Raw genomic sequence first — 20,071 nt, forward strand, 5'->3', positions numbered from 1 at the left:
TCGATGCCGCGTGCCGCGCCCGCCCGGCGGTCATCGCGGATCTCCGTCACTGCCTGCCGCCGACCGCGCGAGGATCGGCTCCTTGTCATCGAGTTCACTCAGCCAGCGCCGTATCTCGGCCGCGACGGCCGAGGTCGCCGCCCCGATGATCGAGAAGTGGTCGGCGTCGAGTTCGACCGTCTCGCCGGTGTGCAGCCAGGCAGGCACCGGCTCGGCGAGGTCGAGCCCCGGCAGCGGTGTCGCGGCCCGCAGGTCGAACGTCGGCGCGGTGATCGACAACGGCCTGCGCTGCTCGAACAGGCGCGCGTATCTCGCCATGGCGACCAAGCCGTGATCACCGATCTCGGTGACCTCGTGGCCGAGATCGAGTACGGAGCCGATCGCGCTCAGCAGCACCCGGCGGTTCTGTTCCGGGTCGTCGGGTGAATACGTGTCGAGCAGGATCACCGCGGACGGTCCGCGCCCGTCCCGCTCGAGCCGATGCGCCAGCGCGTGCGCGATCGCGCCGCCCGCCGAGTAGCCGAGGAGCACGACCGGCCGGTCGTCTCCGCGGTTGCGCACCGCCGCCGCCAAGTGATCCAGCAGCACATCCCACGACTCGGGCAGCGCCTCGCCCGGCTGCGTACCGGGCAGGCGCAGCGCCGCGATCGACCGGTCGCCGCCGAGTTCTCTGGCGAGCCGGGCGAACTGGTGCGGCCCGGTGCCGACCACGAACGACGGAACGCACAGCAGTGTCGCCGCTCCGGCGCCCCTGCTCAGTGGGATCGGCGCCGGATCACCGAACCCTGCCGCGGCGGTGAAAGTGTCGACGAGTTCGGCGCTCTCCAGCAGCATCGGTATCGCGGCGCCGACCCGGCCGCGCCGGTGCGCTGCCAGGACCAGCTCGGTGAGCGCACCCCTCGCCCCGGTTTCCACGGGTATCGCGGGCGCGGCGGCGGGCTCGTCCACGGGCACCATCTCCGCGATCCGGGAACCCAGGTACGCCGCCAGCGCCTCGCCGGTGGGATGGTCGAAGACGAGTGTCGACGGCAGCGCCAGCCCGGTGGCCTTGGCGAGGCGATTGCGGAACTCGATGCCGGCCAGCGAGTCGAATCCCAACTCCGTGAACGGAGCCCGCGGATCGATCACGTCGCCGGAAGTGTGGCCGAGACTCGCGGCGATGTGCTCCCGAACGGCGGCGAGTACGACGCCTGCGCGCTCCGCTTCGGCGGTCGCGGCAAGCTGCTGTGCCAGCGAACGCACCCCACCTGCCCGTCGCGGCGCCGCGGTGACCAGGGAACCGAGCATCCTGGGCAACGCACCCGATGCGGCCAGTGCGTTCAGCACCGCGGAATCGAGACGCACGCCGACACCGGTCGGCTCGCCCGCGGCCATCGCGCTGTCCAGCAACGCCATTCCGTAGTCGTCGTCCAGCGGTATCAGGCCCTCACGGCGCATCCGCGCGATGCCGGTCTCGGTGAGGGTGCTCGTCATGCCGCTCTCCGCCCGCCACGGTCCCCACGCAATGGACGTGGCGGGCAATCCCCGGTGGTGCCGGTGCTGAGCGAGCGCGTCGAGGAAGGCGTTCGCCGCCGCGTAGTCGGCCTGGCCCGGGCTGCCGATCGTCCCCGCGAACGAGGAGAAGAGCACGAACATCGACAGTTCGAGATCGGTCGTGGCTTCGTGCAGATACCAGGCCGCGTCGGCCTTCGGCCCCAGCACCGTCGCGAGCCGCGCCGAGGTGAGGTCGGTCAGGAGACCGTCGGCGAGAGCGCCCGCGGTGTGCACGACCGCGGTGAGCGGATGTTCCGGCGCCACGGTGGACAGCAGCCGGTCGACGGCCGCCCGATCGCTCACATCACAGGACCGCACCTCCACATGTGCGCCCAGTTCGGTCAGTTCCGCCGCCAGTTCCGCGGCACCCGGCGCGTCCGGGCCGCGCCTGCTCGCCACCAGCACCCGGCGCACACCGTGCTCGACGACCAGGTGCCGGGTCGTGAGCGCACCAAGGCTTCCGGTGCCGCCGGTGATCAGCACCGTGCCGTCGGGATTCGGCCGCGGCGGCCGTGTCCGGTCCGCCCCGCCCCGGCTCAACCGCGGCACGTACACCGCACCGTCGCGCACGGCCACCTGGGATTCCTCGGCCATGGCCAGCGCGGCCGCGGCGGCACGCCGGTATCCCGACCGGTCCGCCACGTCGACGAGGACGATCCGTCCCGGGTTCTCGTGCTGCCCGCTGCGCAGGAGGCCCCACACGGCCGCGCCCGCGAGGTCCACCGGTGCGGCGGGCGTCACGGCGACCGCACCGCGGGTGACCACGACGACGCGATCGTGGCGGGTCAGCAGTCCGGTGACCCGTTCCGCCGTCTCGGCGAGCCGGGTGCGCACCACGCCGGGCACATCGCTGTCCACCGGTGTCTCTTCGACCTGGATCACGGCGACGGAACCTCCGTCGACGCGCACGAACTCGTCGGCGCCGCCGCGCACCCAGTGCTCGTCCGCGACGAGTCCGGTGTGTTCCGCCACCGGCACCGGGACCCACCGGAGCCGATACGGGTCGTGCCCGGTCGGGGCGGCGCCTGCGGAACGCAGCGTGTCGATCGGAATCGGCCGCATGGTCAACGCCGAGATCCGGAAGATCTGCTCCCCGTACGGATCGGTGAGCGTCACCGCGATCGGCTGGTTGTCCCGGTCACCGGATCCGGACTCGGCCGCGGTCAGCCGTACCCGCGCCGCGCCCGCGCCCACGGCGTGCAGGTCCACGTTCTCCCACGAGTAGGGCACGTAGATCTCGTCCGGAGCGGGTTCTCCGGTGAGCCCGGTGAACCGGATGGCGTGCAGTGCCGCGTCCAGCAACGCCGGATGCAGCCCGAACCGATCGGCCGCCGAATGCTCTTGTTCCGGCAGGCGCACCTCGGCGAAGACCTCTTCGCCGCGCCGCCACAGTGCGGTCAGTCCCTGGAACAGCGGCCCGTGCCCGTAGCCGCGGTCGGCGAACTCGGTGTACATATCGCTGATATCGACCGGCTGCGCCCCGGCAGGCGGCCAGGTTTCCGTCGTCGGGTTCGCCTCGGCCAACGGCCCTTGCGCGACAAGGGTTCCGGTAGCGTGCCGGATCCAGTCCGCCTGTTCCGGCGCGCCGGAACGACGCGGGCGCGAATACACCGACACCGCACGCGCGCCGGTGTCGTCGGGGCCGTCCGCCAGCACCCGCAATTCGACCGAGCCGTCGGCGGGCACCGCCAGCGGCGCCGTCACCACGAGCTCGGCCAGGCGCGGGTTGCCGGTCATCGCGCCGATGTACAGCGCCAGCTCCGCGAAGGCCGTGCCGGGCAACAGCACCGTCCCGCCGATCATGTGGTCGGCGAGCCACGGATGGCTCGACAGCGACAACCGGCCGGTCGCCACCACACCGTGCGAGTCGGGCAGCCAGACCGCGGCGCCGAGCAGCGGATGGTCGACATCGTCCAGGCCGGAGGACCGCACGTCGGGGGTATGTTCGATGGCGGTCAGCCAATACCGCTGATGACGGAATGCGTAGGTGGGCAGAGGGATTCGCCGCGACGAGCCGCCCTCCCACAGCGGCCGCCAGTCCACCGTCGTTCCGGCGACGTGCGCACGCGCCAGGAACGTCACGAACTGGCGCGCTTCCGCTCCCACGCGGCGGGCCGCCGGGGCCGTCAACCATCCGCTCCCCGGCTCGTCTCCGATAACGCTGCGGGTCATGGTCGTGAGTACGGCGTCAGGACCGATTTCGAGGAACCGGCGCACGCCGGTGTCGGCCAGCGCCCGGATGCCGGGCGCGAACCGGACGGCCGCGCGGATCTGCCCGACCCAGTACTCCGGGTCGGTGAAGTTCTCCCCCACCGCTCCGGTCACATTCGACACGATCGGCAGCATGGGTTCCCGGTAGGTCAGTTTCTCGGCGACCGCGCGGAAGCCGGCCAGCGCGGGTTCCATGCGCGCGGAGTGGAACGCGTGGCTGACCTGCAGCCGCGTCGTCTTGCGGCCCTGGGCCGCGAGAGTTCGTTCCAGCTCGTCGATCGCGTCCGCGTCGCCGGAGATCACCACCGCGTCCGGTGCGTTCACCGCGGCGATCGACGCGCGGTCGCCGAAACCGGCGAGTAGGTGCGCCGCATCGGTTTCGGAGACGGCTACCGCGAGCATGGCCCCGCCTTCCGGCAGCGCCCCCATCAACCGTCCCCGCGCTGCCACCAACGCGCACGCGTCCGGCAACGACCACACTCCCGCCGCATACGCGGCCACCAACTCACCGATCGAATGCCCGATCAGCACGTCCGGGGTGATCCCGAACGACTCCACCAACCGGAACAACGCCACCTCGAACGCGAACAAGGCGGGCTGCGTCCACTCGGTCCGATCCAGCACACCCGACGGATCGGCGAACATCACCTCCCGCAACGACGGCGCGGGATCGCCCACCGAAAGCGAACGCGCCGCGTCGGCCGAGTTCTCGCGCAGCCGATCGAATTCGGCGCACACCTCGTCCAACGCGTGGGCGAACACGGGGTAGGCCGAGTACAGCTCGGCGCCCATGCCCACGCGCTGCGCGCCCTGTCCGGTGAACAGGAACGCGGTCCTACCCGATCCGGCCGTCCCTTCGACCACGCCGGACCCGGTACCCGCGGCCAATTCCGCCAGTCCTGCCAGCAATTGCTGCCGATCACGGCCGAGCGCGGCGCCACGCCACTCCAGCTGGGCGCGGGTCTCCACCAGCGAGCGTCCGACAGCACGGGCGTCGGCGTCCGGATGCTCGGCCGCCCAGGCGCGCAGCCGTTCCGCTTGCGCCCGCAGACCGGCCTCCGATTTCGCCGACACCACCCACGCGATCACACCGTCCGGATCGCAGCGGTGGTCCCGCACGGCGGGCCGTTCGTCGCGTGCGGGCGCTTCTTCCACGATGACGTGCGCGTTCGTCCCACTGATCCCGAACGACGACACCCCCGCCCGCCGTACCCGCTGCCCCGCGGGCCAGGGCTCCGCTTCGGTCAGCAACCGCACCGACCCCGCCGACCAATCCACGTGCGGCGAGGGAGCGTCCACGTGCAGCGTCCTCGGCAGCATCTCGTGCCGCAGGGCCTGCACCATCTTGATCACGCCGCCCACGCCCGAGGCCGCCACCGAATGGCCGATATTCGACTTCAACGAACCGATCCGCACGGGTTCGGTCCGCCCTTGCCCGTAGGTCGCGATCAGCGCCTGCGCTTCGATCGGATCGCCCAGCGGAGTTCCCGTGCCGTGTGCCTCCACCGCGTCGACGTCGGCCGGCTCCAAGCCCGCCGCCGCCAGTGCCGACGCGATCACCCGCTCCTGCGAGGGGCCGTTCGGCGCGGTCAGGCCGTTGGACGCACCGTCCGAATTCACCGCCGAACCCCGGATCACCGCCAGCACCTCGTGGCCCGATCGCCGAGCGTCCGAAAGCCGTTGCAGGGCGAGCACGCCGACCCCTTCCGACCAGCCGACGCCGTCCGCGCCCGCGGCGAACGACTTGCACCGCCCGTCGGGCGCGAGCCCCCGCTGCCGCGCGAAGTCCACGTACAGCTCCGGGCTGCCCGACACCGTCACACCGCCGGCCAGCGCCAGCGACGTTTCCCCGTTTCGCAGCGCCTGGCAGGCCAAGTGCAGCGCCACCAATGAGGAGGAGCATGCCGTGTCCACCGTCATAGCCGGACCCTGCAGGCCCAGGACATAGGCCACTCGTCCCGAGGTGACGCTGTCGGAGTTCCCGGTCATCCGGAATCCCTCGTACGCGCCGACCACCCGCTCGGAATAGCCGGACGGGGTAGCCCCGACGAACACTCCGGTATCGCTGCCGCGCAGCGCGGTCGGATCGATACCGGCGTCTTCCAACGCCTCCCAGGCGGCTTCCAGCATCAGCCGCTGCTGTGGATCCATGGCCGTCGCTTCCCGGGGGCCGATCCCGAAGAAAGCGGCGTCGAACGCGCCCGCGTCGATGAGGAAGCCGCCCTCGCGCACGTAGGTGGTGCCCGGTTCGTCCGGGTCCGGGTGATACAGCCGATCGAGGTCCCAGCCCCGGTCCGTGGGGAACGGCGTGATCGCGTCGGTACCCGAGACCAGTAGCTGCCACAGCTGCTCGGCGGAACTCACGCCGCCGGGATAACGGCAGCTCATGCCGACGATGGCGATCGGCTCGTCCGTGCGAGTCCGCGACGTCACCCGCACCGGACGTGGTCGCGCGGCCGGAGCGTCACCGAGCCTGGAGACGAGGAAACCCGCCACCGCACGGGAACTCGGATGGTCGAATACCAGGGTCGAGGGCAGCGACAGCCCGGTGGCCGCGGCGAGCCGGTTGCGGAATTCCACACCGGCCAGCGAGTCGAAACCCAACTCCGTGAACGCGGCATCGGGGTCGATCGCCTCCGCGGTGGCGTGCCCGAGCACGGCCGCCGCCTGCTCCCTGGTCACGGCGAGGGCCACCTCGGCACGGTCGGCGGGCGCGGCGGACGCCAGCCGCCCGACCGGATCCCCACCGGCGCGAGCGGTCCGCGCGGACGAGGGCGCCAGCGCACTCAGCAGTTTCGGGAGCGCTCCCGCCTCGGCCTGCTCCGCCAGTCCCGATCGATCGAATTCCGCACCGACCACCAGCGCCGAGCCCGCGGTGAGCGCGGCATCGAAGAGGGACAGTCCCGTCGTATCCCCTAGCGGCCGGAAACCCAAGCGCCGCAACCGTTCCAACCCCGAAGTACCGAGGTCGCCGGTCATTCCCGTGCCTGCGTTCCACGGCCCCCAGGCCACCGACACCGCGGGCAGGCCCGCGGCGCCGCGCAGCCGGACCACCGCGTCGGCGAACGAGTTCGCCGACGCGTAGTTGCCCTGGCCCGGCGAGCCCGCCAGCCCCGCGAGCGACGAGAACACCACGAACGCCGAAAGATCCGCGTCCCGCGTCGCCTCGTGCAGCAGCCAGGTGCCGTCCACCTTCGGGCGCAGCACCCGATCCACTTGCTCCGTGGTCAGGGTCTCGACAGTGCCGTCGTCCACCACGCCGGCGGCATGCACGATGCCGGACAACGGGAACCGCTCCGGCACCGACGCCAGTACCGCGGTGAGCGCGTCGCGATCGGCGATGTCACACGACTCGACATCCACTCGCGCGCCCAGCGCCGACAAATCCGCGAGGAGTTCCGGGACCCCGGCGGCGTCGCGACCGCGTCGCGAGACCAGCAAGAGCCGCCGAACTCCGTGCTCGGTCACCAGATGTCGCGCGATCAGCGCGCCCAGCCCGCTGGTGCCGCCGGTCACCAGCACCGTACCCGTCCCGAACGACATCGCCCCCGGGGCCGGTGCGGCCGCGATCCGGCGCACCCGTGGCGCCGACAACCGGCCGTCGCGCACCGCGACCTGTGGTTCGTCCGCGGCCAGCGCCGCAGCCACCACTCCGGCATCGATCTCGCCGTCCCGATCGAGCAGCACGATCCGGCCCGGATGCTCCGCCTGCACGCTGCGCAGCAGGCCCGCGACGGCAGCGGCCGCCGGGTCGGGCGACTCGCCCGGCAATCCGAGCGCGTTCCGCGTCACCACGATCAGCCGCGCCCGGTCGTACCGCGTGTCGGTCAGCCACGACCGCGTCAGTTCCAGTGTCCGCGTGACCCATTGCCTGCCCGCTCGCGCCGGGTCCGCGCCCGCTTCCGCGGTCTCGGCCACCCAGACGATCGTTGCCGCGTCCTCATCGGCGTCGACCGATTCGCTCAGGTCGGTGACGCGCAGGTCGATTCCCGCCACGCTTCCCGCACCGAGCACCGCCATCGATCCCGTCGGCTCGGCGGCGCCGGCGGACACCGGCACCCACTCCAGACCGTGCAGCGGCACCGGCGCCGTATTCGACCGGACCCGCTCCACCGTGCGCCGCTCCACCGGATGCACCACGACGGATTCCGTGCCCAATACCGGTGCGCCGGTCTCGTCCACCACATCCATCCGGATCCGGTAGCCGCCCGACAGCACCGCGCGGACCCGGACCGGCCCGGAACCGGACCGGGCCAGCCGCAGGCCCCCGACCGTGACCGGCAGCGGAACCCGCCCGGCGGGCAGCTCGTCCATGACGAAGTCGAGCGCGGGGTGCAGACAGGCGTCGAACAACGCCGGATGAATGCCGTAACCCGACGCCGCGGCGGCGGTGGCGTCGTCCAGCGCTACCTCGGCGAACACCTCGTCGCCGCGCCGCCACACCGCGCGCATCCCACGGAAGGCGGGGCCGTATTCCATTCCCAGGCGCGCGATCCGCCGATAGATCGCCTCGTCGTCGAGTTGTTCCGCGCCCGCGGGCGGCCAAATTCGATCCCAGCCGGTGGCGAGTTCGGGGCCGTGGTCGGCGGCGAGCACGCCACCGGCATGGGGAATCCACGCCTCGGCGTCGTCGAGGTCCGCGGTCCGGGAGTACAGGGTGAAGCTCCGCCGCCCGTCCGCTTCGGCCGCACCGACCGACACCTGCACGTCGACGGCACGCTCACCGAGGGCCAGTGGGATGTCCAGCCGCATCTCCTCGACCGAGCGCATCCCGAGCCGATCGCCGATCGCCGACATCAGTTCCAGATACGTCGTCGCCGGTACCACCGGCGTACCGAACACCACATGATCGGCGATCCACGGCTGCCTGCCATTCGACAGCTGCCCGGTGAACAGCCATTCGTCCTTGCCCGCCACCGGCACCGCGTCCAGCAGGATCGGATGGTCGACGGCGCCCGCCGCGACCGGCCGGACCACGTCCAGCCAATAGCGCCGACGCTGAAAGGCGTAGGTGGGCAGTGGAATACGCTCCGGTGACCGCCCCTCCGACAAGTGCTCCCAGTTCACCTCGACGCCGGCGTTGCAGGCATGCCCGAGGAAGCCAAGGAACTGGGTGACCTCGTCGACGCCGCGCCTGCTCGCCGCCGCCACGACGGACCGGGACCCGACCTCGTCGGGCAGGCACTGACGGGTCATCGCCGTCAGCACCGCATCGGGGCCGACCTCGAAGAACTTCCGGACACCGAGATCCACCAGCGCGTCGACACCCGGGGCGTAGCGCACGGTGTCGCGGACATGACCGGCCCAGTACAGCGAATCGGAAAGCGCTTCGCCCCCCACGACGCCGAACACGTTCGACACCACCGGCAGCAGCGGGCTCCGGTAGTCGAGACCGGCGGCCATCGCCTCGAATTCCGGCAGCATCGGTTCCATCGACGCCGAGTGGAACGCGTGGCTGACCCGCAACCGTGACGTCTTGATCCCGTCCGCCGTCAGCACGGATTCCAGCTCGGCGACGGCACCTCCGGTACCGGAGATCACGATCGCGGAGGGTCCGTTCACCGCCGCGATCGACAGTTCGCCGCGGAATCCGGCGATGAGCTCGGCCGCTCGCTCCGAAGGGACGGCCGCGGCCAGCATCGCGCCGCCTTCGGGCAGCGCGCCCATCAACCGCCCTCGCGCCGCCACCAGCGCGCACGCGTCGGCGGTCGACCACATCCCCGAGACGTACGCCGCGACCAGTTCGCCGATCGAATGCCCGATCAGCACGTCCGGGGTGATCCCGAAGGACTCGATCAACCGCACCATCGCCGCCTCGTAGGCGAACAACGCGGGCTGGGTGTACTCCGTGCGGTGCAGGAGGTCCGCACCCGCGGCACCGAAGACGATGTCCCGCAACGACATTCCAGGCTCGGGAAATTCGAGCAGACCGTCGAATTCGGCGCACAGCTCGTCGAACGCCGCCGCGAAGACCGGGAAGGTCGCGTAAAGCCGAGCGCCCATGCCGACTCGCTGCGCCCCCTGCCCGGTGAACAGGAACGCGATCTTCCCGCCGACGGGGCCGCCCTCGGCCACTGCCGGCGACCCCGCACCGGTCGCCAGATCCGCCAGCCCGGCCAGCATGGCCGCGCGGTCGCCCGCGACCACCGCTGCGCGCCGATCGAATCGGGCCCGCGTCGTGAGCAGCGAATGGGCCACGTCCACCGGGTCGGCGTCGGGCCTGGCCGCGAGCCACTCGCGCAACCGAGCAGCCTGCGCCCGCAGCCCCGCCTCGGTCTTCGCCGACAGCAGCAGCGGCATTCCCGGCGAAGCGTCCGCCGGTTTCGTCACCGCCGCGCGCTGCGGGGCGCCCGGCGCTTCCTCCACGATGACGTGCGCGTTGGTGCCGCTGATCCCGAACGCGGACACTCCCGCCCGGCGCACCCGCTCGACCGAGGCCGACCACGGCCGCTGTTCGGTCAGCAACCGCACGGCCCCAGCCGACCAGTCCACGTGCGGCGACGGAGCGTCCACGTGCAGCGTCTTCGGCAGCATCTCGTGCCGCAACGCCTGCACCATCTTGATCACGCCACCGATCCCGGCGGCGGCCTGGGCGTGCCCGATATTCGACTTCAGCGAACCGACCCACAGCGGCTCGGTCCGGCCCTGCCCGTAGGTCGCCATCAACGCCTGCGCTTCGATCGGGTCGCCCAGCGGTGTGCCCGTGCCGTGCGCCTCCACCGCGTCCACGTCCTCGGGGGCCAGTCCCGCGGTGGCCAGCGCCGCCGCGATCACCCGTTCCTGCGACGGACCGTTCGGCGCGGTCAGCCCGTTGGACGCACCGTCCTGGTTCACCGCCGAACCCCGGATCACCGCGAGCACGTCGTGACCGAGCCTGCGCGCGTCCGACAGCCGCTCGAGCACCAGCACACCGACGCCTTCGGCCCAGCCGACACCATCGGCGGAGGCCGAGAAGGCTTTGCACCGCCCGTCCCGGGAAAGACCGCGTTGCCGTGAGAACTCGACGAACATGAACGGCGTCGACATCACCTGGGCGCCACTGGCCAGCACCAGCGAACTCTCCCCTTGGCGCAGCGCCTGACAGGCCAGGTGGATGGCCACCAGCGAGGAGGAGCAGGCGGTGTCGATCGTGACCGCCGGACCCTCGAATCCGAAGGTGTATGCCACGCGACCGGAGAGCACGCTACTGGTGGAGCCGGTACCGATATAGCCTTCGGCTACCGCGCCCGCGGCCTTGGCGATCTCTTCGTAGTCCTGATAGGAGACCCCGGTGAACACGCCGGTGTCACTGCCGCGCAGTGCCGACGGATCGATACCGGCGTGCTCCAGCGCTTCCCACGACGCCTCCAGCAGCAACCGCTGCTGCGGATCCATCGCCGCCGCCTCGCGCGGACCGATTCCGAAGAAGCCCGCGTCGAAATCGGCCATCCCGGAGAGGAATCCACCTCGGTCCAGGTAGGAGGTTCCCGGGTGGTCGGGGTCGGGATCGAACAGCCGATCCAGATCCCACCCGCGATCGACGGGGAACGCGCCGATCGCGTCCGCGCCGGCGGCCACCAGGTCCCACAGTCCATCCGGCGATTCGATACCGCCCGGATACCGGCAGCTCATCCCGACGATCGCGATCGGCTCGTCGGCACGGATCCGGCGCGTCACCCGCGCGGGCCGCCCGGCGTCGGTTTCGGTCGCCTCGCCCACCCGCGAGCGCACGAAGGCCGCCACCGCCGCGGCGGTGGGGTGATCGAACACCAGCGTCGAGGGCAGTTGCACGCCGGTCGTCTTGGCGAGGCGATTGCGGAACTCGACACCGGCGAGCGAATCGAAGCCCAGTTCGGTGAACGGCGCCGTCGGATCGATGGCGTCGCCGGAGATATGGCCGAGCACACCGGCGACCTGTTCGCGGACGACGTCGAGCACGATCGCCGCACGCTCCTGCGCGGGCGCGGCGGCCAGCCGCCGCGCCAACGTCCCACTCGTCTCGGCGGCCCGCCGCACCGGCACCGTGACGATCGACTGCAGCAGTCGCGGCAGCGACCCTTCCCGGGCCTGCACCGCCAGTGCCTCGGTGTCGAACTCCGTCGCGATCACGACCGGCGACGACGCGGCGACGGCGCGATCGAACAGCGTCAAGCCATCCGCCGTTTCCAACGGCCGCACGCCGAGGCGACCCATCCGCGCCATCGCCGCGCCGCCCAGCTCACTGGTCATGCCGATGCTCTGGTTCCACGATCCCCAGGCGATCGATACCGCCGGCAGCCCCGCCGCCCGCCGCCCTACTGCCAGCGCGTCCAGGAACGCGTTCGCCGCAGCGTAATTCCCTTGGCCGGACGCGCCGACCACACCCGCGACCGAGGAGAACAGCACGAAGGCGGCCAGTCCCAGGCCGCCGGTCAGTTCGTGCAGATGCCAGGCGGCGTCGGCCTTCGACGCCAGCACCCGGTCGAGCTGTTCGGCGGTCAGGGTCTCGATGGTGGCGTCATCGAGCACGCCCGCGGAATGGATCACCGCGCTGGGCGCGAACTCGTCCGACAGATCCGCCAGCAGCGCCGCCACTTCGGCCCGGTCGCCCACATCGCAGGCCGCCACCCGTACCCGCGCGCCCGCGGCGGTCAGCTCGCTCACCAGATCGGCCACCCCGTCGGCCTGTTCACCACGGCGCGACACCAGCACCAGCCGCCGCACGCCGTGGGTGGCGACGACATGACGCGCCACCTCGGCTCCCAGTCCGCTGGTGCCACCGGTGATCAGCACCGCACCCGCACCGAGACCGTTGCCGTCCGCCGCCGCGTGCTGCCTGCGCAGCCGCGGGACGCGCAGTTCTCCGCCGCGCACGACCAGCTGCGGTTCCTCCGACCGCACCGCCGCGGCGATCACTTCGGTCGTGAGGTCGTCCTCGGGTGCGGCGTCGAGGAGAACGAACCGGCCGGGGTGTTCGGCCTGGGCGCTGCGCACCAGACCGCACACCGCGGCCCCGGCCGGGTCAGGGTTCTCGCCCGGCAGGCCCGCGGCACCCCGCGTCAGGATCACCAGCCGCGAATCGTGCCACCGTTCCTCGGCCTGCCATTCCCGTATCAACTCCAGCGCCGCCCGCAGCCAGGTGCGCGTCCGCGCGGTCACGTCGCCATCGGCCGGTCCGTCCGGCGACCACACGACGATCTCCGGCGGCGCCTGGTCGCCGAGCAGATCGGCCGGTGCCGTCCCGCGGCGATCGGCACCCGCGACACTCGCCTCCCCGAGCAGCGCGATCGTGCCCGCCGCGCCGCCCGCGACGGCGGCCGCCGGCACCCATTCGATGTCCGACAGGGACGCGCGGCGTGCGGCCCCACGGTCGAGTGCCTTGGCATCCACCGGGCGAGCCGTCAGCGCTTCGACGCTCAGCACGGGCGCACCGGTGTCGTCGAAGGCGGCTACCCGGATGCGTCCGGCCCCCACCCGTTCCAGACGCACCCGAAGCGCCGTCGCCCCGGCGCGATACAGCCGGACCCCACCGAACGAGAACGGCAAAGGCAGCCTGCCCGCGGGCATGTCGTCAGCCAGCTCGGTGATCGCGGTGTGGAAGGCGGCGTCCAGCAGGGCGGGATGGATGCCGAAGGCCGGTCCCTGAGCGTCGGGCTCGGTAGCGAGCGAGACCTCGGCGAGCAGGTCGTCGCCGTCGCGCCGAGCCGAGGTGACGCCTTGGAACAGCGGACCGTAGCCGAAGCCGAGCCGCGCCAACCGGTCGTAGAGTCCGTCGACCGGCACCGGTTCGGCCCCGCTCGGCGGCCATCGCCCGTCCTCCGGCGCGGCGTGCCATCCCGATTCGACCCAGGCGGGCACACTCTCCGCGGCGGCGACGAGGACACCGTTGGCGTGTGAAATCCACTCGCTCGCTTCGGTTTCTCCGGGCGCCACCGCACGCGAATAGATCGCGAACCGGCGCGCGCCTGCGTCGTCGGCGGGTTCGACGGTCAGCTGCACGTCGATCGCGACGTCGTCGGCCAGCGACAGCGGCGCTTCCAGCAGCAGTTCCTCGACGAACCCTGCACCGAGCCGGGCCCCCGCGGTCAGCGCCAGTTCTACGAACGCGGCGCCGGGCAGCAGCACCGACCCGAACACGGCGTGCTCGGCCAGCCACGGGTGCGTCCGCAACGACAGCCTGCCGGTGAACAACCATTCGTTCCGACCGGCCAACGGCACGGCGCCGGTAAGCATCGGATGATCCGATGACTCGAGTGACGCCTCGATCCCGAGCGGCTCCAACCAGTACCGCTGCCGCTGGAACGCGTACGTCGGCAACGACACCCGTTCTGGTGTCCGCCCGCTGAAAAGGGGGCGCCAGTTCACCTCGACACCGGCGGTGTGGGCTTGCGCGAGCATGGTGATGTACTGCGTCACCTCGTCGCCCGAACGGCGCGACGCGGCCGTCACCATCGACTCGGCTTCGATCCGCGGGTGTTCGGCCAGGCAGCGACGTGTCGTCGCGGCCAGCACCGCGTCCGGGCCGACTTCGACGAAGCGGCGGACCCCGGCGGCCACGAGAGCGTCCACGCCCGGCGCGAACCGCACACAACCGCGCAGCTGCTCGACCCAGTAACCCGGGTCGGTGAATTCGGCCCCGGCGAGCGCCCCGGAGACATTCGACACCACCGCGATCGTGGGCATCCGGTACGTCAGCCGCTGTGCGACTGCGCGGAATTCCGCGAGCATGGGATCCATTCGCGCGGAATGGAACGCATGGCTGACCCGCAGCCGCGAGACCGTGACCCCCGCAGCGGACAGCTGCCGCTCGACCGCGCCGACCGCGTCCGCGTCGCCGGAGAACACCACCGACGACGGACCGTTCACCGCCGCCACCGACAGTCGACCCTCGTGCGCAGCCGTGATCTCGACGGCCCGCTGCTCGGTGACCGCCGCAGCGAGCATGGCGCCGCCTTCGGGCAACGCCCCCATCAACCGCCCACGCGCCGCCACCAACGCGCACGCATCCGCCGTCGACCACACACCCGCCACATACGCCGCCACCAACTCACCGATCGAATGACCGATCAGCACATCGGGAGTGAGGCCGAACGACTCGACGAGCCGGAACAACGCCACCTCGAACGCGAACAGCGCAGGCTGCGTGAACTCGGTGCGGTGCAGCAAATCCGCACCCGCGGCGCCGAAGACGACGTCCTTCAGCGAGACGCCCGGCCCGAGCAAGCGATCGAATTCGGCGCACAACTCGTCGAACGCCGCGGCGAACACCGGAAACGCCGCATACAACCCTGCCCCCATGCCCACCCGCTGCGCACCCTGACCGGTGAACAGGAAGGCCGTCTTCCCCGATCCGGCCACACCTTCGAGCGCACCGGCGGACGTACCGGCCGCCAACTCCGCCAACCCGGACAGCAACTGGTCACGATCGCCACCGGCCACCGCGGCGCGCCGATTCCATTGCGCCCTGGTTTCGATCAGCGCGGACGCCACGCTCCACAGGTCGGCGTCCGGGTGTTCGAGCAGCCACGCGTGCAGCCGCGCCGCCTGGGCGCGGAGCGCGTCATCGGTCTTCGCCGACACCAGCAACGGAACGACGGTTGCCGCGCACGCCGGACCGGCTTCGGTATCTGCGGACTCGCCGTCGGACCCGGCTACCGGCGCGGGCGCTTCCTCCACGATCACATGCGCGTTCGTGCCGCTGATCCCGAACGACGACACACCCGCACGGCGCACCCGCTGCGCCGACGTGGGCCATGCTTCCGCCTCGGTCAGCAGCCGCACCGCCCCCGCCGACCAATCCACGTGCGGCGACGGCGCATCCACGTGCAGCGTCTTCGGCAACACTCCGTGGCGCAGCGCCTGCACCATCTTGATCACACCGCCGACACCCGCCGCCGCCTGCGCATGACCGATGTTCGATTTCAGGGAACCGATTCGCAGCGGCTCGTCCCGCTGCTGTCCGTACGCGGCGATCAGGGCCTGCGCCTCGATCGGATCTCCCAGCGACGTGCCCGTACCGTGCGCCTCGACCGCGTCCACATCAGTGGGCGTCAGCCCCGCCGCGGCCAGCGCCGAGGCGATCACCCGCTCCTGTGACGGACCGTTCGGCGCGGTCAAACCATTGCTCGCGCCATCCTGATTCACCGCCGAGCCCCTGATCACGGCGAGCACCTCGTGCCCCGACCGCCGCGCATCCGACAGGCGCTCCAGCACCAGCACGCCCACGCCTTCGCCCCAGCCCACCCCATCGGCCGCCGCCGAGAACGCCTTACATCGACCGTCCCGCGACAGACCTCGCTGCCGGGAGAACTCGACGAACAGGAACGGTGTCGACATCACCGTGACGCCGCCCGCCAGCACGAGCGACGCCTCTCCGCGCCGCAGCGCCTGGCAGGCCAGGTGGATGGCCACCAGCGACGACGAACACGCCGTGTCTACCGACACGGCGGGGCCTTCCAGGCCCAACGTATAGGCCACCCGGCCCGAGACCACACTGCCCGTCGAACCGATACCCGCGTAGCCCTCCGCGATCGGTCCGGCGGCCCTGGCGGTGTGCTCGTAGTCCTCGTACATGACACCGGCGAACACGCCGGTATCGCTGCCGCGCAGCGAGGTCGGGGCGATACCGGCGTTCTCCAGGGCCTCCCAGGAAGCCTCCAGCAGCAGCCGCTGCTGCGGGTCGGTCGCCGCCGCCTCCCGGGGGCCGATGCCGAAGAATCCCGCGTCGAAGTCGCCCGCGCCGCGCAGGAAGCCGCCCTCCCGCGTGTACACCTTGCCGAAGCGGTCCGGATCCGGGTCGTACAGCCCATCGAGGTCCCAGCCCCGGTCCGCCGGGAACCCGCCCACCGCGTCCACTTCCGCCGCGACCAGCTCCCACAGCTGCTCCGGCGATTCGACGCCGCCCGGATAGCGGCAGCTCATGCCGACGATCGCGATCGGCTCGTCGATCTTCTCCCGCAACTGGGTCAGATCGTCGCGAGTCGTCATGAGCTCGACGGTGACCTTCTTCAGGTACTCCAACATGCGGTCGGACGATTCACCAGCGCTCGAGTCCACGTTTCACATCCCGGGTATCGCAGGGTCGACGAAGAAACCCGGCGTCGCGAGCAGCGGCGCGGGTCGGCGAGAACTACCGAGTAGTTCGATCAGGTATCGGTGACGAAGCAGCCGGTCGAGGTACCCGCGAGCGGGGTGGCTCGCCCGCGCTCGCCGGCCCGACCGCGTTTTTCGGCAGGAGAATGTTTCTCGGCGGTTACCGAGATGGACATCTCGAGGCCACCTTCACTGACGGTAAACCCGACACCATAGAGCACTTCATATACCACGATTCTTTATTCGCGGCGAACACTCTGTTTCCCATTGCTGAGAAGACGAACCCATGGCACACGCACAATCTTTCTTCGGCAGAGCAAAGCGACAGGACGACCGTCCAGTCGCGTGCTGAGCGTTAGCCTGCCAGCCGTTCCAGTTTCCCGCAAGTGATACGCGGACCTGCCCTGTTTCAAGATCGAACATGGACCCGCCGGGCCACCACAGGCGAATCGAGCCTCCCACCGACGCACGGAACGAGGAGAGGGCGAATGCCCGGCAGCAGGCCGCTCGCATCGATGTCGTGTGCGAATGCCGCGAGTGCGCACCGCTCGACTCGATGGGCAAACCACCGCCGAGACATCCGACGTCGCTGCGGTTCCCGAGCGCCGACCCGGCACGCGCCGGAGCGAAGCATGCGGTCCGCCTACGTACCATCCGGCGAAGGGGCGTAACAACCTCGTTGCTGGCTACCCATACCGAAAACAAGTCCGAAAGAGGATATTACCGTTTTCGAGCCGCCCGAATATTTCCTGTGAATTCATGAAGTGGGCAGATATCACAAGGCCACCTGGAAGCGCCGGAAGAGGAATGCAGGTCCAACCGGATCAGAATATCCGCATTTCACGATCACTCGCCTGCGACACGAATACTTGGAACACGCCCCACTCGCCGCTCGATACCCGAGCCATCTCGGTGAGTCGACATTGCACGCCACGGCAATGCAGTTTTGTTCACCTGAACAAAACTAATTCGAGCCGGTCGTATCGATACGCCCCGATGCCCACCGAGCGGAGGGTGCGAGGGTCCGCTCGGTGGGCACGCCGCCGCGCGCCGGGGACGCGCGCGCCGGACAGAGGCGGGTTGCGGGATCCCGTCCGGCGAGCGAAACGCGTGGCGGTCGGTGCTTCCGTCGAGCCCGCGGGCGAGTCAGGGCACGAGCCACGCGCTCGACGGAAACAGGTCATTCGATGGTCGCGGTGTCGCTTCCAGCAGACATGGATCGCACGTTCACGAGTCGCCTTCCTGCAGCACCACGATGTCCGACGAACTGCGCCGTTCACGCCGATCGACGGCACCGAAGCCGGATCAACGCTAGAACCGGCGAACACGACCCGCCCACCCGCTACGACCGGGTCTGGAGACCTCACGACTGTGCTCGACGCGGCTAGGGAAGCGGCACAAGAAGGCGAAGACGACCGGTCCCGGAATTCGCCGACGAGGTCGTCGGGCACAAGCGAGCGGCTCGCGGACGGTGAATTGTCCAGATCACCAGACGATTACGGTTCCGCAACGGCCTGTGGCCGCATCATGGACGGACGCTGCACCCCAGCCATCGGTGGCCATCCGATGGCTAACCGCTTGGAGATTCCATGTCCGCCACCGTGGTTCGTCTCGCCCGCACCTTGCTGGGTGTGGTCGCCGCCGCCGTCGTCGCGACCCATCTCCCCTCCGCCGCGGCGGAGGGCCCGGGCTCGGGCGACCGGGGATCCGCCACCGCCGGACCACAGGCGCCGGTCCCCGCGCCCATGCCTGTGCCACGCGGACCGGTGACCGCCATCGTCGTGCTGGGCTACGGGCTGCTGCCCGACGGCGCCATGCGCCCGGAGTTGGTCGACCGCCTGCACGCCGGATACCTGCAGGCGTTGCTGGCTCCCTTCTCGCCGATCATCGTGACCGGCGGCAACGCGCACAACGGTGTCACCGAGGCACGGGCGATGGCGGACTGGCTGATCGCTCGCGGCGTACCCGCGGCGCGCATCCATCTGGAACCGGAGGCGGCCACGACCGTGCAGAACGCCGAACGCTCGGCGACGATCATGCGCGCGATCGGCGCGCGCGACGTCGTGTTGATCACCTCGGCCGACCACCTCGCCCGCGCGGTGGGCACCTTCCACGACGCGGGGGTGGACGTCGTCGGCACCGTGACTCCCGAGCAGATGCCGCCCCTGCTCTGGCGGTTCGGTCCGCTCTCGTGACGAGAGCGCGCCGTCGTCCACCATTTCGCGATACAGGAGCAACCATGAACGAGACCGCGGTGAATCCGGCCGATCAGGCCAGATCACTCATCGACCATCGTTACCGTTCCACTCTCCGCTATGAGGTGGAACGGGAAAAGATCCGGGAATTCGCCCGCGCCGTCCAGGATTCCCATCCCGCGCATCGGAGCGAGGACGCCGCGGCCGAACTCGGCTTTCCCGGGCTCATCGCGCCCGCCACATTCAGCTCGATAATCCTCACCAGAGTGCACCGCGAAATTCTGGACACGCTGATCACCGGCTACGACCCGACCCGGATCCTGCACGCGGACCAAGTTTTCGACTTCGGCAGGCCGTTGCTGGCGGGCGATCGCCTGACCTGCGACATCTATTTCGAATCGTTCCGGCACTTCGGCGATTACGACGTCCTCGCGATCAAGAGCGTGCTCATCGACCAGCACGGCACCGTGGTGCAGACCGGCTCCAGCGCATTGCTCGCCCGGGTGGGCGGTCGCGATCCGTGGTTGGCCGACGCCGTACGCAAGGTCGCCATGGGCCATCGCTCCCCGGACGCACCGGCTCGGGGCAGCGCCGTCGTCCCGGCCGCGGCGGATCACCTCGCGCCGACGCCGCTGCGCCGGATACCGCGTCCGCGCGTCGCTTTCGCCGACCTGTCGGTGGGCGCCGAACTGCCCCTTCGCACCATGCGCCTGTCCCGTGGCGACCTGGTCAACTACGCCGGGGTGACGGGCGAATCCAATCCGGTGCTGTTCGACGAAAGGGTCGCGGTCGCCAGCGGCCTGCCGACCGTGGTCGCTCCTGGCATGCTCAAACTGGGTCTGGCCACCTCGTTCTTGAGCTCCTGGCTCGGCGACCCCGCGGCCCTCACCCGGTTTCGTGTGCAGTTCGCGCACAACGCGCAGCACCTGCGCATACCATCGGTCGGCACCGGCGTGATCCAATTCCGCGGCCGGATCACCGCCATCGACCCGAGCAGGCGGCGGGCGACCATCGCGGTCGACGCGCGCGCCGAGGGACGCAGACTGTTCGGCTATGCCGCCGCCGAAGTGCGCTTCCCATAG

General features: G+C 70.6%; 3 protein-coding genes. 2 read left to right on the top strand and 1 reads right to left on the bottom strand.

Annotation, left to right across the window (positions count from 1 at the left end; genetic code table 11):
• Nucleotides 1-30: 30 nt before the first annotated feature.
• Entirely contained in the window at nt 31-16,725 is a 16,695-nt protein-coding gene (locus tag ABZ824_RS33625) for a type I polyketide synthase (protein ID WP_356968196.1), read from the bottom strand.
• Between the two features lie 1,658 nt (nt 16,726-18,383).
• On the opposite strand from ABZ824_RS33625, the gene ABZ824_RS33630 reads away from it, so the two are divergent.
• Together ABZ824_RS33630 and ABZ824_RS33635 are read left to right on the top strand one after the other, a co-directional pair.
• Complete coding sequence (locus ABZ824_RS33630) at nt 18,384-18,989, top strand: YdcF family protein (RefSeq protein WP_356968197.1); 606 nt, start codon at nt 18,384-18,386, stop codon at nt 18,987-18,989.
• A gap of 44 nt (nt 18,990-19,033) precedes the next feature.
• Nucleotides 19,034-20,071 carry a fused (3R)-hydroxyacyl-ACP dehydratase subunits HadA/HadB gene (locus tag ABZ824_RS33635; protein ID WP_356968199.1) on the top strand — a complete coding sequence of 346 codons (1,038 nt, stop codon included), beginning with the start codon at nt 19,034-19,036 and terminating at the stop codon, nt 20,069-20,071.

Origin of the sequence: Nocardia sp. NPDC047038 (assembly GCF_040644075.1) — a bacterium.
Classification (GTDB): domain Bacteria; phylum Actinomycetota; class Actinomycetes; order Mycobacteriales; family Mycobacteriaceae; genus Nocardia; species Nocardia sichangensis.

Bases quoted from the DNA above. Each gene is read 5' to 3' on its own strand.
- ABZ824_RS33625 (WP_356968196.1), bottom strand. From the start codon at position 16,725: ATGTTGGAGTACCTGAAGAAGGTCACCGTCGAGCTCATGACGACTCGC.
- ABZ824_RS33630 (WP_356968197.1), top strand. From the start codon at position 18,384: ATGTCCGCCACCGTGGTTCGTCTCGCCCGCACCTTGCTGGGTGTGGTC.
- ABZ824_RS33635 (WP_356968199.1), top strand. From the start codon at position 19,034: ATGAACGAGACCGCGGTGAATCCGGCCGATCAGGCCAGATCACTCATC.